At 70.9% G+C, this 24,785-nt stretch carries 22 protein-coding genes; 21 read left to right on the forward strand and 1 reads right to left on the reverse strand.

Annotated elements, in window-relative coordinates; all coding sequences use genetic code 11:
* Positions 1–153: 153 nt before the first annotated feature.
* Entirely contained in the window at positions 154–2,307 is a 2,154-nt protein-coding gene (locus ABZ815_RS28835) for an elongation factor G-like protein EF-G2 (protein ID WP_357703250.1), read from the reverse strand.
* A 144-nt stretch (positions 2,308–2,451) separates the two neighbouring features.
* Between ABZ815_RS28835 and pgsA the strand changes: the two genes are divergently transcribed.
* The 21 genes from pgsA to ABZ815_RS28940 all read left to right on the forward strand — a co-directional run bounded on the left by pgsA (position 2,452) and on the right by ABZ815_RS28940 (position 24,773).
* On the forward strand, positions 2,452–3,075 hold the full coding sequence (pgsA, locus tag ABZ815_RS28840; RefSeq protein WP_357703418.1) for a phosphatidylinositol phosphate synthase: 624 nt from the start codon (positions 2,452–2,454) through the stop codon (positions 3,073–3,075).
* Complete coding sequence (locus tag ABZ815_RS28845) at positions 3,072–3,980, forward strand: phosphatidylinositol mannoside acyltransferase (RefSeq protein ID WP_357703252.1); 909 nt, start codon at positions 3,072–3,074, stop codon at positions 3,978–3,980. The genes pgsA and ABZ815_RS28845 overlap by 4 nt, the downstream gene beginning before the upstream one ends.
* Positions 3,977–5,107, forward strand: a complete 1,131-nt coding sequence (locus ABZ815_RS28850) for a glycosyltransferase family 4 protein (protein ID WP_357703254.1) — start codon at positions 3,977–3,979, stop codon at positions 5,105–5,107. Before ABZ815_RS28845 ends, ABZ815_RS28850 begins: the two co-directional genes overlap by 4 nt.
* Before the next feature lie 32 nt (positions 5,108–5,139).
* On the forward strand, positions 5,140–5,682 hold the full coding sequence (locus tag ABZ815_RS28855) for a hypothetical protein (RefSeq protein ID WP_357703256.1): 543 nt from the start codon (positions 5,140–5,142) through the stop codon (positions 5,680–5,682).
* A gap of 63 nt (positions 5,683–5,745) precedes the next feature.
* On the forward strand, positions 5,746–6,765 hold the full coding sequence (locus tag ABZ815_RS28860) for a DUF3048 domain-containing protein (protein WP_357703258.1): 1,020 nt from the start codon (positions 5,746–5,748) through the stop codon (positions 6,763–6,765).
* A 124-nt stretch (positions 6,766–6,889) separates the two neighbouring features.
* Positions 6,890–7,795, forward strand: coding sequence for a pyridoxal 5'-phosphate synthase lyase subunit PdxS (gene pdxS, locus ABZ815_RS28865; protein WP_357703260.1), 906 nt, complete (start codon positions 6,890–6,892; stop codon positions 7,793–7,795).
* A 191-nt stretch (positions 7,796–7,986) separates the two neighbouring features.
* Positions 7,987–9,669 carry an alkaline phosphatase D family protein gene (locus ABZ815_RS28870; protein ID WP_357703262.1) on the forward strand — a complete coding sequence of 561 codons (1,683 nt, stop codon included), beginning with the start codon at positions 7,987–7,989 and terminating at the stop codon, positions 9,667–9,669.
* 87 nt (positions 9,670–9,756) lie between these two features.
* Positions 9,757–10,191: a MarR family transcriptional regulator gene (locus ABZ815_RS28875; protein WP_357703263.1), complete on the forward strand. Its 435-nt coding sequence runs from the start codon at positions 9,757–9,759 to the stop codon at positions 10,189–10,191.
* A 9-nt stretch (positions 10,192–10,200) separates the two neighbouring features.
* On the forward strand, positions 10,201–11,397 hold the full coding sequence (locus ABZ815_RS28880) for an MFS transporter (RefSeq protein WP_357703265.1): 1,197 nt from the start codon (positions 10,201–10,203) through the stop codon (positions 11,395–11,397).
* Between the two features lie 92 nt (positions 11,398–11,489).
* Entirely contained in the window at positions 11,490–12,068 is a 579-nt protein-coding gene (gene pdxT / locus ABZ815_RS28885; RefSeq protein WP_357703267.1) for a pyridoxal 5'-phosphate synthase glutaminase subunit PdxT, read from the forward strand.
* Between the two features lie 3 nt (positions 12,069–12,071).
* Positions 12,072–12,821: a YebC/PmpR family DNA-binding transcriptional regulator gene (locus ABZ815_RS28890; RefSeq protein WP_357703269.1), complete on the forward strand. Its 750-nt coding sequence runs from the start codon at positions 12,072–12,074 to the stop codon at positions 12,819–12,821.
* A 200-nt stretch (positions 12,822–13,021) separates the two neighbouring features.
* A complete protein-coding gene (locus tag ABZ815_RS28895) occupies positions 13,022–14,689 on the forward strand; it encodes a sugar ABC transporter permease (RefSeq protein WP_357703271.1) in 1,668 nt (555 codons plus the stop codon).
* 11 nt (positions 14,690–14,700) lie between these two features.
* Entirely contained in the window at positions 14,701–15,843 is a 1,143-nt protein-coding gene (locus ABZ815_RS28900) for a GNAT family N-acetyltransferase (protein WP_357703273.1), read from the forward strand.
* 106 nt (positions 15,844–15,949) lie between these two features.
* A complete protein-coding gene (gene ruvC / locus ABZ815_RS28905) occupies positions 15,950–16,471 on the forward strand; it encodes a crossover junction endodeoxyribonuclease RuvC (RefSeq protein WP_357703420.1) in 522 nt (173 codons plus the stop codon).
* Positions 16,472–16,512: 41 nt separating this feature from the next.
* Complete coding sequence (gene ruvA, locus ABZ815_RS28910) at positions 16,513–17,133, forward strand: Holliday junction branch migration protein RuvA (RefSeq protein ID WP_357703275.1); 621 nt, start codon at positions 16,513–16,515, stop codon at positions 17,131–17,133.
* Between the two features lie 48 nt (positions 17,134–17,181).
* Positions 17,182–18,213 carry a Holliday junction branch migration DNA helicase RuvB gene (ruvB, locus tag ABZ815_RS28915; protein ID WP_357703277.1) on the forward strand — a complete coding sequence of 344 codons (1,032 nt, stop codon included), beginning with the start codon at positions 17,182–17,184 and terminating at the stop codon, positions 18,211–18,213.
* 218 nt (positions 18,214–18,431) lie between these two features.
* Positions 18,432–18,815 carry a preprotein translocase subunit YajC gene (yajC, locus tag ABZ815_RS28920; protein WP_357703279.1) on the forward strand — a complete coding sequence of 128 codons (384 nt, stop codon included), beginning with the start codon at positions 18,432–18,434 and terminating at the stop codon, positions 18,813–18,815.
* 91 nt (positions 18,816–18,906) lie between these two features.
* On the forward strand, positions 18,907–20,667 hold the full coding sequence (gene secD / locus ABZ815_RS28925) for a protein translocase subunit SecD (protein WP_357703422.1): 1,761 nt from the start codon (positions 18,907–18,909) through the stop codon (positions 20,665–20,667).
* Between the two features lies 1 nt (position 20,668).
* The gene (gene secF, locus ABZ815_RS28930) at positions 20,669–21,658 is read left to right on the forward strand and encodes a protein translocase subunit SecF (RefSeq protein ID WP_357703281.1); all 990 of its coding nucleotides are present in this window, start codon (positions 20,669–20,671) and stop codon (positions 21,656–21,658) included.
* A gap of 234 nt (positions 21,659–21,892) precedes the next feature.
* Positions 21,893–22,411, forward strand: coding sequence for an adenine phosphoribosyltransferase (locus ABZ815_RS28935; RefSeq protein WP_357703283.1), 519 nt, complete (start codon positions 21,893–21,895; stop codon positions 22,409–22,411).
* A gap of 172 nt (positions 22,412–22,583) precedes the next feature.
* On the forward strand, positions 22,584–24,773 hold the full coding sequence (locus ABZ815_RS28940) for a bifunctional (p)ppGpp synthetase/guanosine-3',5'-bis(diphosphate) 3'-pyrophosphohydrolase (protein WP_357703285.1): 2,190 nt from the start codon (positions 22,584–22,586) through the stop codon (positions 24,771–24,773).
* Positions 24,774–24,785 lie beyond the last annotated feature (12 nt).

Here is a 24,785-nt window from a genome sequence, read left to right on the forward strand (position 1 = left end):
GTGGCACCTGCTCCTGCCTGTTCGGACCTGAAAAAAGAAATGCAGTCGTGATGCTTCTGTTACGAAACGGTAGGGGGGTGATGAAACGTGCGGGCCGGGAGGGACAGGCTCCCTCCCGGCTCTCCACCGTCCGAACCGTCGCTCACCCGTCGCTCACTCTGTGGCCGCCGCCACCTTGCTCGCCAGGTTCGGCGGCAGCGGCTCGTAGCGCAGGAACGTGCGCGTGAACGTCCCGGTGCCGTGCGACATCGAGCGCAGGTCGATGGCGTACCGGGTGATCTCCAGCTCGGGCACCTCGGCCTTGACCAGCGTGCGCCCGGTGCCCACCGGCTCGGTGCCGAGCACGCGTCCGCGCCGGGAGGACAGGTCGGACATGACCGAGCCCACGTAGTCGTCGGCCACCAGCACCGACAGCTCGTCCACCGGCTCCAGGAGCAGGGTCGAGACCTTCGAGGCCGCCTCCTTCAACGCCAGCTGTCCGGCGATCTGGAAGGCCATGTCGGAGGAGTCGACGGAGTGCGCCTTGCCGTCGTAGAGCGTGACGCGCACGTCCACCATCGGATAGCCGGCCACCACGCCGCGCTCCATCTGGGCCCGCACGCCCTTCTCCACCGACGGGATGAACTGCCGGGGCACCACCCCGCCCACGATCTTGTCCACGAACTCGAACCCGCCGCCCGAGGGCAGGGGCTCGACCTCCAGGTGGCAGATCGCGTACTGGCCGTGGCCGCCGGTCTGCTTGACGTTGCGGCCCATCGCCTGGCACCTGCCGCCGAACGTCTCGCGCAGCGGCACCCGCAGCTCGATCCGCTCGACCTCGACGCCGTGACGGTTGGCCAGACGGTCGAGCAGCACGTCGGTGTGCGCCTCGCCCATGCACCACAGCACGAGCTGCCTGGTCTCGGCGTTGTTCTCCAGCCGCAGCGTCGGGTCCTCGGCCACGAGCCGGCCGAGCGCCTGGGCGAGCTTGTCCTCGTCGGCCTTCGACCTGGCCCTGATGGCCACCGGCAGCAGCGGGTCGGGCATCTGCCACGACGTCATCAGCAGCGGCCGGTCCACCTCCGACAGGGTGTCGCCGGTCTCGGCGCGCGACAGCTTGGCCACGGCCACGATGTCGCCGGCCGAGCCCTTGGCCGCCGGGCGCTGGGCCTTGCCGAGCGGGCTGGTCAGCGTGCCGATGCGCTCGTCCACGTCGTGGTCCTCGTGCCCGCGGTCGGCCAGGCCGTGGCCGGAGACGTGCACGGTCATGTCGGGGCGCAGCGTGCCGGAGAAGACGCGGACGAGGCTGATGCGGCCCACGTACGGGTCGCTGGTGGTCTTGACGACCTCGGCCACGAGCGGGCCGTCGGGGTCGCACGCGATGCCGCCGACCGGCTTGCCGGACAGGTCGGTGATCTCGGGCATCGGGTGTTCCAGCGGTGAGGGGAAGCCCTGGGTCACCAGCTCCAGCAGCTCCGTCATGCCCACCGCGTGGCCGTCGCCGAGGCCGCTGCACAACACCGGGAAGAAGCTGCCGCGCGCGACCGCCTTCTCCAGGTCGTCGACCAGGACCTTGGTGTCGATGGGCTCGCCCTCCAGGTAGCGGTCCATGAGCGACTCGTCCTCGCTCTCCTGGATGATGCCCTCGATCAGGTCGCCGCGCCGTTCCTCGATCTGGGCCTCGTACTCGGCGCCGGGCTCCTTCTCGGTGCGGGTGCCGGTCGCGTAGTTGTAGAACTTCTGCGACAGCAGCCCGATCAGGCCGTTGACGTGCCCGTTGGTGATCACCGGCAGGTACAGCGGGGCGACGCCGTCGCCGAAGACGTCCTGGCAGGTGGTCAGCACGTCGTCGAAGTCGGCGCGCTGGTGGTCGATCTTGGTGATCACCACCGCCCTGGGCATGCCGACCTGGGCGCACTCCTCCCAGAGCATCCGGGTGAGCCCGTCGATCCCCTCGGAGGCCGACACGACGAACAGGGCGGCGTCGGCGGCGCGCAGCCCGGCGCGCAGGTCGCCCACGAAGTCGGCGTAACCCGGGGTGTCCAGCAGGTTGATCTTGATGCCGTTGTGCACGAGCGGCGCCAGCGCCAGGTTGACCGACCGCTGCTGGCGCACCTCGACCTCGTCGAAGTCGCTGACCGTGTTGCCGTCCTCCACCCGGCCCGGCCGCTGGACGGTGCCCGTCGCCGCGAGCAGCTGCTCGACCAGGGTGGTCTTGCCCGCTCCCGAGTGGCCGACCAGCACGACATTGCGTATGGCATCCGCCCTGTCGGCCGTGGGTGCCCTGCCCGCGGCTCCCATGGCCCCGCCAGAGTTCCTATCCGCCACTTCGCCTCCCGCGTCGTCGGTGTGCATCCAACGCCGCGCCCGCGCGGAGGGTGTCAGAAACCGCATGGACGCGGTGTGTTCACCAAATACCCCTGTGGCGAATATCACAAGGGGTGTGGGGCAAAGAAAGTGGCCGCTCACGTGATGGCCTACGATCGGACCGCGATGCTCAAACTCCTGCGACCGGCCATGACCCGGATACTCACCCCGCTGGGCAGGGCTCTCGTCGGCCGCGGGATCGGCCCGAACGCCGTCACGGCGATCGGCACCCTCGGCACGGTGATCTCCGCCCTGCTCCTGTTCCCGACGGGCCACCTGGCCTGGGGGGCGCTGCTCATCACCGTCTTCGTGCTGTTCGACCTGCTCGACGGCGTCGTGGCCCGGCTCGGCGGCAAGGGCGGCACCGTCTGGGGCGCCTTCCTCGACTCCACGCTCGACCGGGTGGCCGACGCCGCCATCTTCGCCGGCCTGATCCTGTATTTCGTCGCCGGGGGCGACACGCTGATGGCCGGCGTGACGCTGGCCTGCCTCGTCGCCGGCTCCCTGGTCTCCTACGCCAAGGCCAGGGCCGAGGGCCTCGGGCTCACGGCCGACGTGGGGCTGGCCGAGCGCCCGGAACGGCTGGTCGTGGCCCTGGTCGCGACCTTCTTCTCGGGCGTCGGGGTGCCGTACGTGCTGCCGCTCGGCATGTGGCTGCTGGCGGCGGCCTCCACCATCACCGTCGTGCAGCGGGTCGTGCACGTCCACCGGCAGACGAGGGAGCGATGAGCGAGAAGGCGTCCATCGGCGACCGCATCGTGGCAGCGGGCTTCGCGGCGGGCTGGAAGCTGGTCCCGCTGCTGCCCCAGCGTCCCACGGCGGCGGTCTTCCGCCTCCTGGCCGACCGGGTGTGGCGCAGACGCGGCAAGTCCGTGCGCCGCCTGGAGTCCAACCTGGCCAGGGTCACCGGCATCGACGCCGGCAGCGCCGAGCTGCGCGAGCTGAGCAGGGCCGGCATGCGTTCCTACTTCCGCTACTTCCACGAGGTCTTCCGCCTGCCGGCGATCCCGCGGGCCGAGGTCGTCCGGCGCACGCACGTCATCGGGGCCGAGCACATCCACGACACCCTGGCCGCGGGCCGGGGCGTGGTGCTGGCCCTGCCGCACATGGGCAACTGGGACGCGGCGGGCGCCTGGCTGGTCGGCGTCGGCCACCCGTTCACCACGGTCGCCGAGCGGCTGCGGCCCGAGTCGCTGTTCCGCCGCTACGTCGCCTTCCGCGAGGGGCTCGGCATGGAGGTGCTGCCGCTCACCGGCGGCGACGGCCACAACTTCGGCACCCTCGCCGGCCGCGTGCGCAAGGGCGGCGTGGTCTGCCTGCCCGCCGAGCGCGACCTGACCAAGAGCGGCATCGAGGTGCGCTTCTTCGGCGCCACCACCAAGGTGCCCGCCGGGCCGCCGCTGCTGGCCGTGCAGACCGGCGCCGCGCTCCTGCCGGCCACCGTCTACTTCGTGGGCGACGACTGGGGCATCCACATCCACGAGGAGATCCCGGTGCCCGCCGAGGGCACCCGGCAGCAGAAGGTGGCCGCCGTCGCCCAGGCCATGACGGACGTCTTCGAGAAGGGCATCGCCGAGCACCCGGAGGACTGGCACATGTTGCAGCGGCTCTGGCTGGAGGACCTGCCGAGATGAAGGTCGGCATCGTCTGCCCCTACTCCTGGGACATGCCCGGCGGCGTCAAGCAGCACATCGACGACCTGGCCCAGGCGCTGATGGCGCAGGGGCACGAGGTATCGGTGATCGCGCCCGCCGCCGACGACGACGAGCTGCCCCCGTACGTCACGGGGGCCGGCCGGGCGGTGCCGGTGCCGTACAACGGGTCGGTGGCGCGGATGTCGTTCGGGTTCCTGTCGGCCGCGCGGGTGCGGCGCTGGGTGCGTACGGGCGACTTCGACGTGCTGCACATCCACGAGCCGCTGATCCCGAGCCTGGGCGTGCTGGCCTGCTGGGCGGCCAGGGGGCCGATCGTGGCCACCTTCCACGCCTCCTTCAGCCGCTCGCGGGCCATCGCGGTGGCCGAGCCGCTGCTGCGCAGCGCGCTGGAGAAGCTGAGCGGCCGCATCGCGGTCTCCGACGCGGCCCGCAAGAGCCTGGTCGAGCAGTTCGGCGGCGACACCGTGCTGATCCCCAACGGGGTGACCGTGGCCCGCTACACCGAGGCCGAGCCGCTGCCCGGGTGGGGCCCCGACGGCGCCACGATCGGCTTCCTCGGCCGCATGGACGAAGAGCGCAAGGGCCTGCCGATCCTGCTCGACGCCTTCAACGCCCTGGCCGCCGAGCGTCCCGGCCTGAAGCTGCTCATCGCCGGCCCCGGCGACGCCGAGGACGTCTACGACAAGGTGCCCAAGCCCTTCCACGAGCGGGTGACCGTGCTCGGCATGGTGAGCGAGGCCGACAAGATCCGCGCCTACCACTCGGTCGACGTGTTCTGCGCGCCCAACACCAGGGGCGAGAGCTTCGGCATCGTGCTGGCCGAGGCCATGGCCTCGGGGGCGACGGTGCTGGCCAGCGACATCCCGGCCTTCCGCAAGGTGCTGGGCGAGGGGCAGGCCGGGGCGTTGTTCGCCAACGGCGACGCCTCCTCGCTGGCGCGCGAGGCCGCCGCGCTGCTCGACGCCCCCGAGCGGCGCGCCAAGCTGGCCGCCGAGGCGCTGGTGGCGGTCAGGAAGTACGACTGGTCCACGGTGGCCCGCGACGTGGTGCGCGTCTACGAGACGGTGACCACCAGCGGCGCGGGCCGGGTGGAGGAGGACCTGTGACCGCCCCCCGAGAGCTCTTCTAGGGACCTACTGTGACATCCACCATGATCGTCCTGATCGTGGGCATCGTCGTCGTGCTCACGGCCGTCTACATCTCCTGGCGCGCGGGCCGGCTCGACCGCCTGCACATCCGGCTCGAACTGGCTCGCGAGGCACTGGACGCGGCGCTCATGCGGCGCCGGGCCGTGGTGCTCGAACTGGCCGGCTCGCGGCTGCTCGACCCCGCGACCTCGCTGGTGCTGGCCGCCGCCGCCCACGAGGCCAGGATCGCCGGGCCCGAGGAGCGCGAGCACGCCGAGAGCGACCTGTCGCGGGCGCTGCGGGCCGCGGTGGACCAGGAGCGGTTCAGGGAGAAGCTGGCCGAGGCGCCCGGCGGCGGCGACCTGCTGGAGGAGCTCGACGCGGCGGTGGCCAAGGTCGTCTACTCGCGCCGCTTCTACAACAACGCGGTCGGCGTCACCCGTACGGCGCAGCGCCGCTGGCTGGCCAGGACGCTGCGGCTGGCCGGCCACACCGAGTTCCCCGAATTCTTCGAGATCGATGACAATCCGCCGGCAACCATGTCGCCCGAATGACCAAATGTGGAGAGGCCGGTAAGCTTCTCCCGATTTCTGGGCAAAGGCGAGGAGTTGTTGCACGTGCGGCTATCCCGGATGATCTCGGTGACTCTGGCAGGGGCGGCCGTGCTGGGGCCCGTCGCGGCCTGCTCGTCCGACGAGCCCGCTTCCGGCAAGGCGCCGGAGGCGGCGGCGACGACCAGCCCTTCCGAGGAGCCCACCGAGAAGGTCGAGGGGCATCCGTTCACCGGGCAGCCGTACGAGGAGCTCAAGCCGGTGCTCGCGGTGAAGATCGAGAACACCTCCGCGGGCAAGCCCCAGCTCGGGCTCAAGAGCGCCGACGTCGTCTACGTCGAGCAGGTCGAGGCCGGCCTAACCCGGCTCATGGCGATCTTCTCCTCGAAGATCCCGGCCAAGGTGGGCCCGGTGCGCAGCGCCCGCATCTCCGACCTGCACCTCGTCCCGCAGTACGGCAAGCCCGCCTTCGCCTACTCCGGCGCGCAGACCAAGATGTTGCCGTACATCGCCAAGGCCCCGCTGTACGACGTGGGCGACACCCGCAACCCCGGCGCCTACTTCCGCCAGCCGGGCCGCTACGCCCCCTACAACCTGTTCGCCAACACCAAGAAGCTGCTGTCCGGCGCGCCCAAGGCCAGTGAGGCCAAGGACATCGGCTTCACCTTCGGCGACGCGCCCGCCGAGGGCGGTGTGGACAAGAAGTCGTACACGGTCAGGTGGCCCGCGGCGCGCTTCACCTTCGCCTGGTCGGAGGCCAAGAAGCAGTGGCTGATCTGGCAGGACGGCAAGAAGGACATGGCGGCCGAGGGCGGCCAGCTCGGCGCCCCCACGATCGTCGTGCAGTACACCAAGACCGAGCGCTCGGAGTTCCACGACTTCCACCAGAGCTACACCCCGCTCGTGCACACCACCGGCAAGGGCAAGGCCGTCGTGCTGCGCGACGGTAAAGCTTTCACGGCCAACTGGGAGCGGGAATCGGAGGAGACCGGCACGACGTTCACGACTGAGAGCGGTGAGCCGATGAACTTCGCCCCCGGCCAGGTCTGGATCGCGCTCGCCAGCCGCAAGCCCGTCACTCCTTGATGACCTTTCTGTACAACTTGAGTGATAAATCCTGACATCGTGGCATGTCGGGGGAGGGGTCCTTCAGGACCTACGATGGGTTTGATAACTTACCGTCCGCCCTGAGAGCCCGTGAGGAAGACCGTTGTCCAGCACGCCTGAAAGCACCCCCGTCACCGGAACGGCCCGCGTCAAGCGCGGCATGGCCGAGATGCTCAAGGGTGGCGTCATCATGGACGTCGTCACCGCCGAGCAGGCCAAGATCGCTGAGGATGCCGGCGCCGTCGCCGTCATGGCCCTTGAGCGCGTGCCCGCCGACATCCGCGCGCAGGGCGGCGTGTCCCGGATGAGCGACCCCGACATGATCGACGGCATCATCGCCGCGGTGTCGATCCCCGTCATGGCCAAGGCCCGCATCGGCCACTTCGTCGAGGCGAAGGTCCTGCAGTCGCTCGGCGTCGACTACGTCGACGAGTCCGAGGTGCTCACCCCGGCCGACTACGCCAACCACATCGACAAGTGGCAGTTCACCGTGCCCTTCGTCTGTGGCGCCACCAACCTGGGCGAGGCCCTTCGCCGCATCACCGAGGGCGCGGCCATGATCCGCTCCAAGGGCGAGGCCGGCACCGGCGACGTCTCCAACGCCGTCACCCACATGCGCACGATCCGCGCCGAGATCAAGCGCCTCACCACGCTGCCCGAGGACGAGCTCTACGTGGCCGCCAAGGAGCTGCAGGCCCCCTACGAGCTGGTCGCCGAGGTCGCGCGGAGCGGCAAGCTGCCGGTCGTGCTGTTCACCGCGGGCGGCATCGCCACCCCGGCCGACGCCGCCATGATGATGCAGCTCGGCGCCGAGGGTGTGTTCGTCGGCTCGGGCATCTTCAAGTCGGGCGACCCGGCCAAGCGCGCCGCGGCCATCGTCAAGGCCACCACGTTCTACGACGACGCCGACGTCGTCGCCAAGGTCTCGCGCGGTCTCGGCGAGGCCATGGTCGGCATCAACGTCGACGAGATCCCGCAGCCTCACCGTCTGGCCGAGCGCGGCTGGTGAACCGGCGCGTCGTCGCAGGTCGGCGGCCCGTCGTGGGTCCATGATCGTCGTGTGACGATGAAAAGCTTCGTAAGAGGCGGCATTCGCGAAGAATGTCGCCTCTTTCGTGTTGTCCCTGGTTCACCGATCTGTCATGAACCTCAGTCAGGCTACGGGCGTCCCTCACCCTTGATCGTCCCGAGGAGCGCACTGTGTCCAAGCTGAACCGCCGGCATTTCCTCGTCACCGGGCTGGCGGCGGGCGCCGCCGCCGCGCTCCCCGCCACGGCGGCGAGCGCCGAGCCCGAGCCCGCCGCAGAGAGCGCACAGGCACTGGCCGCACGCGGACTGTCCACCGACCCGTTCACCCTCGGCGTGGCCTGCGGCGACCCCGACCACGAGGGGTTCGTGCTGTGGACCAGGCTGGCGCAGAACCCGCTGGCCGAGGACGGCTTCGGCGGCATGCCGCAGCGTCCGTTCACCGTGCAGTGGCAGGTCTACGCCGACGAGCGCGGGCGGCGCGTCGTCCGCTCGGGGGTGAGCGTCGCCGCGCCGGAGTGGGGGCACAGCGTGCACGTCGAGGTCGACCGGCTGAGCTCGGACCGGGAGTACTGGTACCGCTTCCGCGTCGGCCCGTACGTCTCGCCCATGGGACGGGCGCGCACGGCCCCGCACCCCCTGTCCTACGGCGGCGCGCTGTCGATGGCCTTCGTCTCCTGCGCCCAGTTCGAGCACGGCTGGTTCACCTCCTACCGCAGGCTGGCCGAGGACCACCCGGACCTGGTCCTGCACCTGGGCGACTACCAGTACGAGTACACCAAGGACACCTACACCATCCCCGGCGGCAACATCCGCGACCACGAGGGCCCCGAGACCGAGACCCTGGCCGGCTACCGCCAGCGCCACGCCCAGTACAAGGCCGACCCCGACCTGCAGGCCGCGCACGCCGCCGCGCCCTGGCTGGTCGTGTGGGACGACCACGAGCTGGACAACAACTGGGCCGACGAGGTGCCGGAGAAGCCCGAGGTGCCGCAGCCCGACTTCCTGGCCAGGCGCGCCGCCGCCTTCCGCGCCTACTACGAGAACATGCCGCTGCGCCGCACCTCGATCCCGCGCGGCATCGACATGCAGCTCTACCGGCGGATCCGGTGGGGCAGCCTGGCCACGTTCCACATGATGGACACCCGCCAGTACCGCGACGACCAGGGCTGCGGCGACGGCTACCGCGACTGCCCGGCCGCCGTGGACCCGGCGCGCTCGATCACCGGCGCCGCGCAGGAACAGTGGCTGATCGACGGCTTCCACCGCTCGCGCGCCCAGTGGGACATCCTGGGCCAGCAGGTGTTCTTCGCCCAGCGCGACAACAACGCCGGCCCCGCCAAGATCACCTCGATGGACGCCTGGGACGGCTACGTCGCCTCCCGGCAGCGCATCACCCAGGGCTGGGTGGACGCCCGGGTCCGCAACGCGGTGGTGCTGACCGGCGACGTGCACGCCCACTGGGCCGGCGACCTCAAGCTCGACTACGACGACCCGACCGGGCCCACCGTGGGCTCCGAGCTCGTGGCCACCTCCATCACCACCGGCGGCGACGGCGCGGACTCCGACCCCGCGACGCATCCGTACCTGAAGATCAACCCGCACCTGAAGTTCTACAACAACCAGCGCGGTTACGTGCTGACGAAGATGGAGCGCGACCTGCTCACGGCTGACTTCAAGGTCGTGCCGCAGGTGCGCGAGCCTGGGGCAGAGGCGTACACGCGGGCGACGTTCGTGGTGGAGGACCGGGTGCCGGGGGTGCGGCAGACGTACCTGCGGCCGCTCGACCCGGCGATCGGGGCCAGGAAGCAGGTGACGGTGGAGGACACCGTCCGGCTGGAGACCGAGCGCCCGTAGCCCTGGGCAGGCGGCGTCCCCCGGTTGGGGGGCGCCGCCTCTTCTTTTGCCCGGAATATTAGCCAGGCTAAGTTAGTTGGGCTAAGCATGAGGGACGATCCCACCCAGATGGCCGAGCAGGTCTCCAAGGTGCTGCGCCACCTGGTCCTGCTGCTGCGGCGCTCCAGCGCCGGCCAGCCCGTCACCACCCAGCAGTACGCCGTGCTCGGCTCGCTGGAACACGGCCCGCGCCGGATGACCGAGCTGGCCGAGGAGCACGCCGTCCAGCTCCCGACCATGACCGTGCAGATCAACCGGCTGGAGTACGCCGGCCTGGTGGCGCGCGGCTCCGACCCGGCCGACGCCCGCGTCAGGACCGTCGAGCTCACCGGCGAGGGCCGCGACCGGCTGCACGCCGTGCGCCGGGCCAGGATCGCCCGCCTCGCCCACGACCTGGCCGCCCTCACCGACGACGAGCGCGACGTGCTCGCCGCGGCCCTGCCCGTCCTGGCCAAGCTCGGCATCGACAGAACCACCCAGTAAGGGGACAACATGCAAACCGGCGGCGGAATCCTGCGCCAGCCGACGTCCGTCTGGGCCACCGCGTTCGCCGCGGTCGTGGCCTTCATGGGCATCGGCCTCGTCGACCCCATCCTGCCCTCCATCGCCCAAGGGCTGCACGCCACGCCCAGCCAGGTGTCCCTGCTGTTCACCAGCTACTTCCTGGTCACCGCGGTGGCCATGCTGATCACCGGCTGGGTCTCCAGCCGCATCGGCGGCAAGCGCACGCTGCTGGCCGGGCTGGCTCTGGTCGTGCTGTTCGCCGCGCTGGCCGGCACCTCCGGCAGCGTCGCCGAGCTCGTCGGCTTCCGCGCCGGCTGGGGCCTCGGCAACGCCCTGTTCGTGGCCACCGCGCTGGCCGTCATCGTCGGCGCGGCCAGCGGCGGCGCGGAGTCGGCCATCATCCTGTACGAGGCCGCGCTCGGCCTCGGCATCTCCACCGGACCGCTGGCCGGGGCGCTGCTCGGCGACTGGAACTGGCGCGCGCCCTTCTTCGGCACCGCCACGCTGATGGCCGTCGGCTTCGTGCTGATCGCCACCCTGCTCAGATCGGGGCCGAAGCCCGCGGTCAAGACCAAGCTCAGCGCCCCCATCAGGGCCCTGGCCCACGGCGGCCTGTCCACGACCGCCTTCACCGCGCTGTTCTACAACTTCGCCTTCTTCACGATCCTCGCCTTCACCCCGTTCATCCTGAACATGTCGCCGTACGGCATCGGCGCGGTGTTCTTCGGCTGGGGCGTCTGCGTGGCGCTGGCCTCGGTGTTCGGCGCGCCGCCGCTGCAGCGGGCGATCGGCTCGGTGAACGTCCTGCACCTGGCCCTGGGCCTGCTCGTGGTCTTCCAGGCCGGCATCGCGGTGTCGGCGACGGCCGGGGCGCACGCCGGGATCATCGTGTTCACGGTCCTGTCCGGCATCCCGATCGGGCTGAACAACACCGTCTTCACCGAGTCGGCCATGGAGGTCTCCGACGCCCCCAGGCCCGTCGCCTCGGCCGGGTACAACTTCGTCCGCTGGATGGGCGGCGCGCTGGCGCCGTTCATCGCGACCAAGCTGGGCGAGGAGGTCGGCATCGCCGTCCCGTACGCCGTCGGCGCCGCCTGCTGCGCGATCGGCATGGCCTTCCTGTACGCCCGGCGCCACCACCTGAGCGCCCTGGCCCGCGTGGACGTCGTCCGGGCCGCTGCCTGAGCCCGCCTTTACGCCAGAGTGCTCTGATAGGAAGATGCCGGGCCATCTTGGTGTTGAATTGTCGGAAACCGGACCTTAACGGAAGGATCGCTGTGCCCACGATCGGTGTACTCGCTCTCCAAGGGGACGTGCGCGAGCATGCGCGCATGCTCCAGGAGTCCGGCGCGTCGGCCGTCGCCGTACGTCGTCCGGCCGAGCTCGACGCGGTCGACGGCCTGGTGATCCCCGGCGGCGAGTCGACCACCATGTGGAAGCTGGCCGACACCTTCGACATGCTGGAGCCGCTGCGGATGCGGATCAAGGAGGGCCTGCCCGCCTACGGCTCCTGCGCCGGCATGATCATGCTGGCCGATCGCATCCAGGACGGCATCGAGGGCCAGCAGACCGTCGGCGGCATCGACATGGTGGTCAGGCGGAACGCCTTCGGCCGCCAGGTGGACTCGTTCGAGTCGGACCTGGACTTCGCCGGCGAACGCGTACACGCTGTCTTCATCCGTGCTCCGTGGGTGGAATCGGTCGGCGCCGACGTTCAGGTGCTGGGCACGGCCGAGCCTGGGGATAGGATCGTCGCGGTCCGTCAAGGGCCGTTGCTCGCGACGTCGTTCCACCCCGAGCTGACCGGGGACACGCGCGTGCACCGTTACTTCGTAGACATGGTGAGGGAGCTCTAGGTAATGTCCGGCCACTCCAAATGGGCGACGACGAAGCACAAGAAGGCCGCGCTCGACGCCAAGCGCGGCAAGCTGTTCGCGAAGCTCATCAAGAACATCGAGGTGGCGGCACGGACCGGTGGCCCTGACCCGGACGCCAACCCCACCCTCTTCGACGCCATCTTCAAGGCGAAGAAGAACTCCGTGCCCAACGACAACATCGAGCGGGCGCGCAAGCGTGGCGGCGGCCTGGAGGCCGGCGGCGCCGACTGGCAGACCATCATGTACGAGGGCTACGCGCCCGGCGGCGTCGCGGTGCTCATCGAGTGCCTCACCGACAACCGCAACCGCGCCGCCTCCGAGGTCCGCGTCGCCCTGACCCGCAACGGCGGCTCGCTGGCCGACCCGGGCTCGGTGTCGTACATGTTCAACCGCAAGGGCGTCGTGATCGTGCCCAAGAACGGGCTCGACGAGGACACCGTCCTGATGGCCGTGCTCGACGCGGGCGCCGAAGAGGTCAACGACATGGGCGACTCCTTCGAGGTCGTCTCCGAGGCCGGTGACCTCGTGCCGGTCCGCAAGGCGCTGCAGGAGTCCGGCATCGACTACGACTCGGCCGAGTCGAGCTTCCTGCCGACGATGAGCGTGCCGCTCGACGAGGAGGGCGCCAAGAAGGTGTTCCGCCTGATCGACGCGCTGGAGGACAGCGACGACGTCCAGAACGTCTACGCCAACTTCGACGTCTCCGACGACGTCCTCGCCGCTCTCGACTGACCGGCGCACGACCGAGGGCCCGGGGCGTCCCCCCGGGCCCTCGGTCGTTCTCCGGGCCGTGTCCTGCTCAAAGACCTGCTCAAAGACCTGGCCAAGGTCGGCTTGCGTGGTGTTCGCCGGAGCCGGGGGTGTTCGACACCAAGGGCCCACTCGCCCTTTACGCGTGCGTCCGCGCCCCCGCGCGGCTAGGGTCGGGCGACGTGAGTTCCCCCATCCCACCGACCCCTGTCCCGGCGTCCCCGGCCGTCCGGCCCCCGGCCTCCTACCGCGCCCTGGGCTGGCTGCTGGCCGTCCCCGCGCTGCTCGGCGCCCTGATCACGCTGGTCCTGCCGACGGTCCAGACGATCGTGCTCAGCCTGCACAGCGGCGGCGTGCTGCAGGAGAGCAGGTTCGTGGGCCTGGACAACTACGGCAAGGTGCTGGGCGGCGAGGACTTCTGGCGGGCGCTGGGCTTCACGCTCTCGCTGACCGCCGGGCCGCTGCTGGTGGCCGTGGTGGTGGGGCCGCTGCTCGCGCTGGCGCTCGACCGGGGCGGCTCCCTGGCCAGGCGGGCGGGCCTGGTCGTGCTGTCGCTGGCGATCGTGACGTTCTCCCCGGTCGGCGTGGCGGCGGCCTGGCTGCGCGGGACGCTGCCCGACGGCCCGGGCATCGCCTCGCTGGCCGAGGGCCTGCGCGACCCCGCCACGGCACCCGGGACGCTGCGGATCGTCGTCGTGGCCGCCACGTTCGGGGTGGTGTGCGCGCTGGCGCTGACGGCGTTCCTGCCCGCGCTGCGTGGCGGCACCGCCGGGCCCGCCACGCTCGTCGTGGCGGTGCTGGTGGCGCTGGCGGCCGTCGCGGTGGGGGCGCAGGCGTTCTCGATCGGCATGACGCTCACTCGTGGAGGCCCTGAGCGCGCCACACAGACCCTCGCGGGCCTCCAGTACGACTACGCCTTCCGGATGGCCCAGTTCGGCCCTGGTGCGGCCGTCGCGGCCCTGACAGGGGTGCTTCTCGGCGGGCTCGGCGTCGTCGCCGTGGTCGTCGCCGCGGCCACCCGGCTGCGGGTCACCGTCCTGCCGAGGCCCGCGACCGCCGCCCGGCCCGGGCCCGGTCGGGACGGAGCGTTCCCCGCCCGGCCGGGGACGGCGGGCGTGGTCACCGGCGTCGTCGCGCTGGTGCTCGTGGTGGCCGCCGGGATCGTCTGCGCCTGGCCGTGGATCTCCGGCGTCCTGGCGGGCGGCGACGCCGGCGCCGACGTCGGCGGTCTGCGCGCGCAGGCCAACACCTGGGTCCCCGCCGTGGCCGGCGCGCTGGTGTCGGTCGGCGTCGCCTACCTGGCCGCCCTCGGCATCGGCGGCCTGCGTCCCCTGGGCGCGCGCAGCGAGTGGCTGCTGCTCGCGTTCGCCCCCTGGCTGTTCGTCGGCACGGGCCCGCTCGGCGTCGCCGACTGGCAGAACATGCGCAACCTGGGCCTCGTGGACACCTTCTTCGCGCTCTTCCCGCCGCTGCTGGTCAGCGTCCCGGCGCTGCTGGTGCTGACCCTGCTGTGCAAGGGCCTGGCCGAGCGGAACGACAGGGACTTCTTCGGCGGCGTCCTGCTGCCGTCCCTGCCCATGGCGGGCGTGCTGGCCGGGGCGGTCACGCTGGTCAACGCCCAGGACGCGCTGTGGCCGCTGCTGGTGGCCCAGACCCCGGAGCTGTTCACCGTGCCCGTCGCCCAGATGGCCCGGCTCGGCGGCTACCACGGCGCCCCCGACGTCGGCGCGAGCACCCCGCCGGTCGTCGTCGCGGTCGCGCTGGCCGCCGTCGTGGCCGCCCAGCTCCTGTACCTCGACAGGCTCGCCATCAGCGTCAACGGTTCGCGACCTGCCCGTACCACCCCGTAGGTTGAGGGGTTGTGGAAATTCGCGATCTCACCCCCGACGACCTCGACGACGTTCTCGACCTGCGTAAACGTTCCTTCGGCCCGATCTCCGCCGCGGACGTCGAGCGGTGGCGCCACACTGTGACGTCCACGCTCGGCGAGGGCCGCTACCTGGGCGCGTTCGAGGGCGGCAGGCTCGCCGCCTCGGCCCGGCTGCGCGGCTTCACCCAATGGTGGTACGGCCGTCCGCAGCCCATGGCCGGCATCGCGGGGGTCACCGTCAACCCGGAGGACCGCGGCCACGGCGTCGGCACCGCCATCATGCGCGCCGTCATCGAACGCGCCGCCGCCCACGGCGACGCCGTCTCGGCGCTCTACCCCGCCACCACGCCGATCTACCGCTCGCTCGGCTACGAGCACGCCGGCGCCCGGCACATGATCACGCTGCCCGCCGAGTCGCTGCGCCGCATCAGGCCGTCCGGCGAGGTCAAGCTGCGCAGGATGGGCCCCGACGACGCCGCCGAGGTCGTCTCCCTGCTCCACCGCACGCACGCCGCCGCCCGCTCCAGCGGCCCCGTCGCCTGGGACGAGCGCGCCTGGCGCATCTGGCTGTCCAACGAGGACGACTTCCTCTACCTGGCCCACGACGGCTACCTCGTCTACCGCTGGAACGGCGACGACATGCACGTCGAGAACCTCGTCGCCGGGTCGGAGGAGACGAGCAGGGCGCTGTGGTCGATGGTGGGCAGCTCGTCCTCCATCGCCCGCAAGGTCACCGCGCCGGTCGCCCCCGACGACCCGGTGCTGTGGCTCCTGGGCGAGCGCTCCACCGACCACGTCACGCAGGTGCGGTGGATGTTCAGGGTGCTGGACGTGGCCGCCGCCGTCGAACGCCGGGGCTTCCCCGCCGCCGTCACCGGCGAAGCCGCGGTCTCCGTGGACGACCCGCTGCGCGGCGGTGGCTCCTTCCGGCTGGAGTTCTCCGGCGGCTCAGGAACGGCCACCCCGGCGGCCGGCGGGGGAGCGGCGCTGAGCGCGGGCGGCTTCTCCGCCCTGTACGCCGGCGTCCCCACCGCGACGCTGCGCAGGACCGGCCTCATGTCCGGCGACGACCGCCACGACGAGCTGCTCGACACGGCCTTCGCCGCCAAGCCGTACATGCTCGACTACTTCTGACAGGGCCCGCCCGCCGTTCGCGGCGGGCGATTCACGGTGCGCGGCCAGCTCAGCCGGGGTAGAGTCTCGTGCCGAACAGATGTTCGGCGGCGCGGGAGGCAAGCCGGTGCGGGTGATGGGCGTCGATCCGGGGCTGACCCGGTGCGGCCTGGGCGCGGTCGAGGGGCGGCCGGGCGCGCCGCTGTCGCTGGTGGCCGTCGGGGTCGTGCGCACGGGCGCCGACGAGGAGCTCGGCACGCGGCTGGTCGGCATCGAGGCCGGCATCGAGCGGTGGCTCGACGAGATCCGTCCCGACGCCGTGGCCGTGGAGCGCGTCTTCAGCCAGCACAACGTCCGCACGGTCATGGGCACCGCGCAGGCGGCCGGCATCGCCGTGCTGTGCGCGGCCCGGCGGGGGCTGCCCGTCGCGCTGCACACGCCCTCCGAGGTCAAGGCCGCCGTCACCGGCAGCGGCACGGCCGACAAGAAGCAGGTCGGCACGATGATCACCCGGCTGCTGCGGCTGGCCGAGATGCCCAAGCCGGCCGACGCCGCCGACGCCCTGGCCCTGGCCATCTGCCACATCTGGCGCGGCGGCGCCCAGCATCGGCTGGCCGAGGCCATGGCCCGCGCCGGCAAGGGGCGCTGACCCGTGCGGGCCGGCCGTTTCGTGGAAAGGAAGACCGAGTCGTGATCGCGTCGGTGGCGGGCAGGGTGGCGTCGGTCGCACCCGACGGAGCCGTGATCGAGGTGGGGGGCGTCGGCATGCTCACCCACTGCACCCCCGGCACTCTGGCCACGCTGCGCGTGGGCGAGCAGGCCAGGCTGGCCACGTCGCTGGTGGTGCGCGAGGAGTCGCTGACCCTCTACGGCTTCGCCAGCGACGACGAGCGCGCCGTCTTCGAGATGCTGCAGACCGCCAGCGGCGTCGGCCCCAAGCTGGCGCTGTCGATGCTCGCCGTGCACACGCCCAACGCCCTGCGGATGGCCGTGGCCGCCGCCGACCTCAAGGCGCTCACGCGGGTGCCGGGCATCGGGCAGAAGGGCGCCCAGCGCATCGTGCTGGAGCTGAAGGACCGGCTCGGCACCCCCGAGGAGGCCGTCAACGCGGCCATCGGCGGCGACCGGCGCGCCGCCCTGTGGCGCGAGCAGGTGCACTCCGGCCTGGTGGGGCTCGGCTACTCGGGTAAAGACGCCGACGAGGCCGTGGCCGGGGTCGCGCCCGAGGCCGAGGCCGACCTGGCGGCCGGGCGCCAGCCGCAGGTCGCCGCGCTGCTGAAGGCGGCGCTACGATCTCTCAGCGTAAGATGATCATGAGGTCCGTGACGACGTCCCGGCGCGCGGAGAGGAGCGGTGGCCATGGACTATGAGCGCGAGCTGGTCTCCGCCGACGCCGGCGGCGACGAGCTGCAGATCGAGGCGGCGCTGCGGCCCAAGCGGCTGGGCGAGTTCATCGGCCAGGGCCGGGTGCGCGAGCAGCTCTCTCTGGTGCTGGAGAGCGCGATGCGACGGCAGCGCCCGCCCGACCACGTGCTGATGAGCGGGTCGCCGGGCCTCGGCAAGACCACGCTCGCCATGATCATCGCGGCCGAGCTCAACATGCCGCTCCGCATCACCTCCGGCCCCGCCCTCGAACGGGCCGGCGACCTCGCGGCCATCCTGTCCACGCTGACGGAGGGCGAGGTGCTGTTCATCGACGAGATCCACCGCATGGCCAGGCCCGCCGAGGAGATGCTCTACCTGGCCATGGAGGACTTCCGGGTCGACATCGTCGTGGGCAAGGGGCCGGGCGCGACCGCGATCCCGCTCGACATCGCGCCGTTCACGCTGGTCGGCGCCACCACGCGGGCCGGGCTGCTGCCGGCGCCGCTGCGCGACCGGTTCGGGTTCACCGCCCACATGGACTTCTACGACGTCGGCGAGCTGGAGCAGGTGCTCGAACGGTCGGCGCGGCTGCTCGGCGTCGTCCTGCCCGAGGAGGGCGCCCACGAGATCGCCCGGCGCTCGCGCGGCACGCCCCGCATCGCCAACCGGCTGCTGCGCCGCGTCCGCGACTTCGCCGACGTGCGCGCGGACGGGATGATCGACCGGGACATCGCCTCGGCCGCACTCAACCTTTACGAAGTCGACGCCGAAGGGCTCGACCGGCTCGACCGGGCGGTTCTCGGAGTGCTGCTGCGCAAGTTCGGCGGCGGTCCCGTCGGCCTCTCCACGCTCGCCGTGGCCGTGGGGGAGGAGCCCGAGACCGTCGAAGTGGTCGCCGAGCCTTTCCTCGTCCGCCAAGGGCTGCTGGCCAGGACCCCGCGCGGCCGGGTCGCGACCGCTTCCGCCTGGACACATATGGGTATGACACCACCGCCGGACGCGTTCGGAGCCGCCGTTTCACCGTGATCACGAAACGGTTGCAACCATTTCAAATCGGGAACTTCCCCGCGCGCCGAATCGCTGCCTCGTTGCCGCGTTTCATAACAAGCGCCTACACTCCGTGGCTTGGCTGGCTGTGTAGGCTGACGGGCTGAGCGGCGCGGCCCGAGAGCTACGCAACGGAATTTCCGGCGCGAGGCCGGTGTCAAATTCTTGAACGACTATGGAAGGTCGCCCCTATGGACATGGGACAACTCGGAAGCATCCTGCCGCTGATCCTTCTGGTGGTGGTGTTCTACTTCCTGCTGATCCGTCCGCAGCGCAAGCGCCAGCAGGAAGCGCAGCAGATGCAGAACTCCTTGGCCCCGGGCGCCCGCGTCATGACCACGACGGGCCTGTTCGCCACGGTGGTCGCGGTGGACAACGAGGACGTCGTGCTCGAGGTCGCGCCCGGCATCGAGACGCGCTGGGTCAAGGCCGCCATCGGCCGTGTGGTCCAGCCCGGTGACGCCCCGGTGGTGACCGACGAGCCGGTCGCCGAGACCGATGTCGCCGACGGTGACACCAAGGAGTCCGACGCGACCGTGGAGCGTAACGGCGATCAGGACTCCAGCACCAAGCAGTCCTGACTAAGCTCTGCGACAAACCCCTATCTGAGAGAATCGACGACCAGTGGCCCGACCGACCAGCCGCCACAGCCGACCAGGGCGCACGCTCTTGGTGCTGCTGGCGCTCATCCTCGCCCTGGGCGGGACGATGTTCCTGCAGAAGGCGTTCACGCCCAAGCTTGGACTCGACCTCGCCGGCGGAACGACGGTGACGCTGTCACCCGTGACCCAGTCCGGTCAGTCTCCGCCTGAAGAGATCCTCGACCGCGCGGTCAACATCATCCGCGACCGGGTCAACGGCACCGGCATCTCCGACGCGGAGGTCGCCAAGTCCGGCGACAACATCATCATCTCCATTCCGGGCGTCGGACAGAGCGAGGCCATCAAGCTGGTCGCCACCACGGCGGAGCTGCGCTTCCGCCAGGTGCTCGCCATGGAGGCCACGCAGGTCCCGCAGAACCTGACCACCGAGGCGCCCACGCCGGGTGCCTCGCCGTCGGCGCAGCCGTCCTCGACCGCCCAGCCGTCCTCGACCGCCAGGCCGTCGGGCCGGCAGTCGGTGGGCACGCCGAGCGCGTCCCCGACGGGCAAGGCGCTGTCGTCCGCGCTGACCGCCCCCACGCCGGGCGCCACGCCCTCGGCCACGACCGGCACCGGCCGTGACCAGACGGCCCAGAACCAGACGGGCCAGAAGCAGAACACCAAGGGCAGGAACGCCACGCCGACGCCGGCGCCGAGCACGCCGCCCACCACGCCGCCGAAGCAGGACCCGAACGCCGGCATCAACACCGAGGGCATCGACCCGGCCGTGCTGCAGCAGTTCCACAAGCTCGACTGCACCGACCCCAAGAACCGGGGCCAGGGCGTCCAGGACGACCCGAACAAGCAGTACGCGGCCTGCGAGACCGACGGCAGCTTCAAGTACGTCCTCGACGTCGCCAAGGTCGTCGGCACCGACATCGACACCGCCTCGGCGGGCGTGCGCCAGGGCACCGTGGAGTGGGTCGTCCAGCTCGACTTCAAGAGCAAGGGCGCGGGCGAGTGGAGCAAGCTCACCACCACCGCCTACAACGCCCAGGAGCCGCGCAACAAGGTGGCGGTCGTCCTCGACGGCGTGGTCATCACGGCCCCCAACATCATCAGCCCGATCCCCGGCGGCCGCGCCGAGATCACCGGCGGCTTCGACCAGGTCAGCGCCACCAACCTGGCCGACCAGCTCAAGTACGGCGCCCTCCCGCTGAAGTTCCAGCGCAGCTCGATCGACACCGTGTCATCGACGCTCGGCGCCGACCAGCTCGAAGGCGGCCTGATCGCGGGCATCATCGGCCTCGGCCTGGTGGTCGTCTACTCGCTGCTGTACTACCGCGGCCTCGGCCTCGTCGCGGTGCTGAGCCTCGTCGTGGCCTCGATCCTGACGTACACGGCGGTGGTCGTGCTCGGCCACAACGCCGGTTTCCGGCTCTCCCTGCCGCACATCATCGGCCTGGTGGTCTCGATCGGCATCACCGCCGACTCCTTCATCGTGTACTTCGAACGCATACGTGATGAGATGAAGGAAGGTCGGCGGACGCTTCGCGCGGCCGTCGAGGTGGCCTGGGTCCGTGCCCGGCGCACGATCCTGATCGCCGACGCCGTCATGTTCATCGCCGCCATCGTGCTGTACTTCCTGGCGGTGGGCGGTGTGGCCGGGTTCGCCTTCGCGATGGGCCTGACCACGCTGATCGACATCGTGGTGGTGTTCCTGTTCACCAAGCCGTTCATCGCCCTGCTGGCGAGGCTGAAGTTCTTCGCCAAGGGGCACCCGCTGTCCGGTCTCGACGCCGAGCGCATGAGCGCCGAGCCGGCCCGCACGACCACTCCGCAGGAGGCCTGAGATGGGACTGGGGCGTCGCCTCTACCGCGGCGAGATCGATGTCGACTTCGTCGGCAAGTGGAGGCTCTGGTACAGCCTGTCCGGCCTGCTGCTGCTCGTCTCCCTCGCCGGCATCCTGTTCAACGGGCTCAACCTGGGCGTGGAGTTCAAGGGCGGAACGGTCTTCACGTTCCCGGCGAGCACCGGCACCGTCGAGGAGGTCCGCGAGGACTTCCGCACGCAGGGCGCCCACCAGGTGATCGTGCAGCGGGCCCGCGACAACTGGCGGGTCACCACCGAGACCCTGTCGGAGTCGACGCTCAACCAGATGCAGACCACGATCGCCAAGGACTACAAGGTCCCGGTCAAGGACGTCAGCGTCCAGTCGATCGGCGCCTCCTGGGGCGGTGAGGTCTCCCAGAAGGCCTGGATCGGCCTGGGCGTCTTCATGCTCGCGATCATCCTGTACCTGTCGATGGCGTTCGAGCCGAAGATGGCCCTGTCGGCGATCGTCGCGCTCATCCACGACCTCGTCATCACGGCCGGCGTCTACGCCTGGTCGGGCTTCGAGGTCACGCCGGCGACGCTGCTGGGCTTCCTGACCATCCTCGGTTACTCGCTCTACGACGCGGTCGTCGTGTTCGACATGATCAAGGAGGTCACGGCCAAGCTGGGCACGACCTCCAAGATGACGTACTCGATGGCGGCCAACAACGCGCTCAACCACACGCTGATCCGGTCGCTGAACACCTCGCTGGTCGCGATCCTGCCGGTGGCGGCCATCCTGTTCATCGGCACCACGCTGCTCGGCGCGGGCACGCTGAAGGACCTGTCGCTGGCGCTGTTCGTCGGCATGCTCGTCGGCACGTACTCGTCCCTGTGCGTGGCCACGCCGATGCTGGTGACGCTCAAGGAGCGGGAGCCGAAGTACCAGGCCATCGCGCGCCGGCTCGCCTCCACCACCGGCAAGGGGGCGAAGGGTTCCAAAAGCGCAGCGGTAGCGAAGGGCTGAGCCCCGTTCCCGGGCTTCGTCCGGCGCCCCCATCCGTTCAGGGTGGGGGCGTCGTCGCGTTCAGGGGCGCCTGCGGCGTTCCAGGAGGGTGCGGGGCACCCTGGCGGGGGCTCCGGCTCCGGCGGGCGGCTGAGGGCATCTCAGGGGCGTCCCGGACGGCGGGCGCGGTCCGAGGAGGGTCCGGAGTAGGCCATCATGGAGCGCGGCACCCGTGAGGAAGGCGATGGAAGCACGATGAGTGAGCTCACCCAGTTGATCCTGGACCGGATCAGGGACGTCCCCGACTATCCCAAGCCCGGCGTGCTCTTCAAGGACATCACCCCGCTGCTCGCCGACCCGGTCGCGATGGCGGCCGTGGTGGAGGAGCTGGCCGGCCTCACCCAGGTGGACAAGATCGTCGGGATCGAGGCCAGGGGCTTCATCCTGGCGGCCCCGGTGGCCTACCGGGCGGCGGCCGGGTTCGTCCCCGTGCGCAAGAAGGGCAAGCTGCCGGCCGCGACGCTGGAGGAGTCCTACGACCTGGAGTACGGCTCGGCCACCATCGAGGTGCACCGCGACGCGTTCGAGCCCGGCGACCGGGTGCTCATCGTCGACGACGTGCTGGCCACCGGCGGCACCGCCAAGGCCACCATCGAGCTCGTCGAACGGGCGGGCGCGCACGTCGTCGGCATCGCGGTGCTGATGGAGCTGGCTTTTCTCAAGGGGCGCGAGCGTCTGCCGGCCGTCGACCTGCACTCCCTGGTGATCGTCTGAGACGGCCCGAGCGAGTCCGGGTTCCCAGCCTGGATACACTGGGGGGATCTGGACTCGAACGTGAGGAGTCTGAGTGCCCCGTGATGTGGTCGCGCCCGACGTAACCGACGCTGGTAATGCCGACGCGCCCGGCGTTCCTGCGGTGCGTCGACGGCGGTTTGGGGGTGGGGCCATGAATCCGGTGCTGGAGCCGCTGTTCCGCACGGTCCGGGCCACCCATCCCAAGGCCGATCTGCGCCTGATCGAACGCGCCTACGACATGGCCGCCTACCACCACCGCGACCAGAAGCGGAAGTCCGGCGACCCCTACATCACCCACCCGCTCGCCGTGGCGACGATCCTGGCCGAGCTGGGCACCGACGACGAGACGCTGTGCGCCGCGCTGCTGCACGACACCGTCGAGGACACCGCCTACAGCCTCGACGAGCTGCGCGGCGACTTCGGCGACACGATCGGCTCGCTGGTCGACGGCGTCACCAAGCTCGACAAGGTCAAGTTCGGCGACGCGGCGCAGGCCGAGACCGTGCGCAAGATGGTCGTGGCGATGTCGCGCGACATCCGCGTGCTCATCATCAAGCTCGCCGACCGGCTGCACAACATGCGCACCATGCGCTACCTGCCCGAGCACAAGCGCCACCAGAAGTCCCGCGAGACGCTGGAGATCTTCGCGCCGCTGGCCCACCGGCTGGGCATGAACACGATCAAGTGGGAGCTGGAGGACCTCGCGTTCGCGATGCTCTACCCCAAGCGCTACGACGAGATCGCGCGCATGGTGTCCGAGCGCGCGCCGCGGCGCGACCTGTTCCTCCAGGAGGTCATCGAGAAGGTCTCCGGCGACCTGCGCGAGGCCAAGATCCGCGCGGTGGTCAAGGGCCGGCCCAAGCACTACTACTCCGTCTACCAGAAGATGATCGCCCGCGACGTCGCCTTCGACGACATCTACGACCTGGTGGGCATCCGGGTCCTGGTCGACAGCGTGCGCGACTGCTACGCGGCGCTGGGCACGATCCACGCGCGCTGGAACCCGGTCCCCGGCCGGTTCAAGGACTACATCGCGATGCCCAAGTTCAACATGTACCAGTCGCTGCACACCACGGTGATCGGTCCGGAGGGCAAGCCGGTCGAGCTGCAGATCCGCACGCACGCGATGCACCACAGGGCCGAGTACGGCGTGGCCGCCCACTGGAAGTACAAGGAGGAGGTCGGCGCGCCGGGGCCGACCGGCAAGGTCAAGCCGGGCAGCGACATGGCCTGGCTGCGCCAGCTCCTCGACTGGCAGAAGGAGACCTCCGACCCGGGCGAGTTCCTGGAGTCGCTGCGGTTCGACCTGTCGGTCTCCGAGGTCTACGTGTTCACCCCGAAGGGCCAGGTCATCGCGCTGCCCGAGGGCGGCACGCCGGTCGACTTCGCGTACGCCGTGCACACCGAGGTCGGCCATCGCTGCATCGGCGCGCGCGTCAACGGGCGGCTGGTGCCGCTGGAGTCGCGGCTCGGCAACGGCGACACGGTCGAGATCTTCACCTCCAAGTCGCCCGACGCCGGGCCGTCGCGCGACTGGCTGAAGTTCGTCAAGTCCGGCCGGGCCCGCAACAAGATCCGGCAGTGGTTCTCCAAGGAGCGCCGCGAGACCGCGATCGAGGCGGGCAAGGAGGCCATCGGCCGCGCCATGCGCAAGCAGGGCCTGCCGCTGCAGCGCCTGATGTCCGGCGAGGCGCTGCTGGCGCTCGCCCGCGACCTGCGCTACCCCGACGTGTCGGCGCTCTACGCGGCCGTGGGGGAGGGGCACATCGCCGCGCAGGCGGTCGTGCAGAAGCTCGTGGCCTCGATCGGCGGCGTGGAGAGCGCCGAGGAGGACATCGCCGAGACGTCCCTGCCGACCCGGCTGCGCGGCCGTCCGCGCGGCGGCGGCGCGGGCGTGGTCGTGGCGGGCGACGCCGACGTGTGGGTGCGCCTGTCCAAGTGCTGCACGCCGGTGCCCGGCGACGAGATCGTGGGCTTCGTCACCCGCGGCCACGGCGTGTCCGTGCACCGCGCCGACTGCACCAACGTCCAGCAGCTCAGGGAGCAGCCCGACCGGCTGGTCGAGGTGAGCTGGTCGCCGGGCGACGACAGCGTGTTCCTGGTGGCCATCCAGGTGGAGGCGCTCGACCGGCCGCGGCTGCTGTCCGACGTCACGCGCACCCTGTCCGACCAGCACGTCAACATCCTCAGCGCCTCCGTCACGACCTCGCGCGACCGGGTGGCGATCAGCAAGTTCACCTTCGAGATGGGCGACCCGAAGCACCTGGGCCACGTGCTCAAGGCCGTGCGCAGCATCCAGGGCGTCTTCGACGTCTACCGGGTGAGCGGCGCCGGCAGCTGAGGGGCCGCCGAA

The organism is Nonomuraea sp. NPDC047529 (assembly GCF_040642995.1).
In the GTDB taxonomy this organism is placed as follows: Bacteria; Actinomycetota; Actinomycetes; order Streptosporangiales; family Streptosporangiaceae; genus Nonomuraea.

Bases quoted from the DNA above. Each gene is read 5' to 3' on its own strand.
- ABZ815_RS28940 (WP_357703285.1), top strand. From the start codon at position 22,584: ATGAATCCGGTGCTGGAGCCGCTGTTCCGCACGGTCCGGGCCACCCAT.
- ABZ815_RS28935 (WP_357703283.1), top strand. From the start codon at position 21,893: ATGAGTGAGCTCACCCAGTTGATCCTGGACCGGATCAGGGACGTCCCC.
- yajC (WP_357703279.1), top strand. From the start codon at position 18,432: ATGGGACAACTCGGAAGCATCCTGCCGCTGATCCTTCTGGTGGTGGTG.
- secF (WP_357703281.1), top strand. From the start codon at position 20,669: ATGGGACTGGGGCGTCGCCTCTACCGCGGCGAGATCGATGTCGACTTC.
- ABZ815_RS28890 (WP_357703269.1), top strand. From the start codon at position 12,072: ATGTCCGGCCACTCCAAATGGGCGACGACGAAGCACAAGAAGGCCGCG.
- ruvB (WP_357703277.1), top strand. From the start codon at position 17,182: ATGGACTATGAGCGCGAGCTGGTCTCCGCCGACGCCGGCGGCGACGAG.
- pgsA (WP_357703418.1), top strand. From the start codon at position 2,452: ATGGCCTACGATCGGACCGCGATGCTCAAACTCCTGCGACCGGCCATG.
- ABZ815_RS28875 (WP_357703263.1), top strand. From the start codon at position 9,757: ATGAGGGACGATCCCACCCAGATGGCCGAGCAGGTCTCCAAGGTGCTG.
- ABZ815_RS28850 (WP_357703254.1), top strand. From the start codon at position 3,977: ATGAAGGTCGGCATCGTCTGCCCCTACTCCTGGGACATGCCCGGCGGC.
- ABZ815_RS28880 (WP_357703265.1), top strand. From the start codon at position 10,201: ATGCAAACCGGCGGCGGAATCCTGCGCCAGCCGACGTCCGTCTGGGCC.
- ABZ815_RS28845 (WP_357703252.1), top strand. From the start codon at position 3,072: ATGAGCGAGAAGGCGTCCATCGGCGACCGCATCGTGGCAGCGGGCTTC.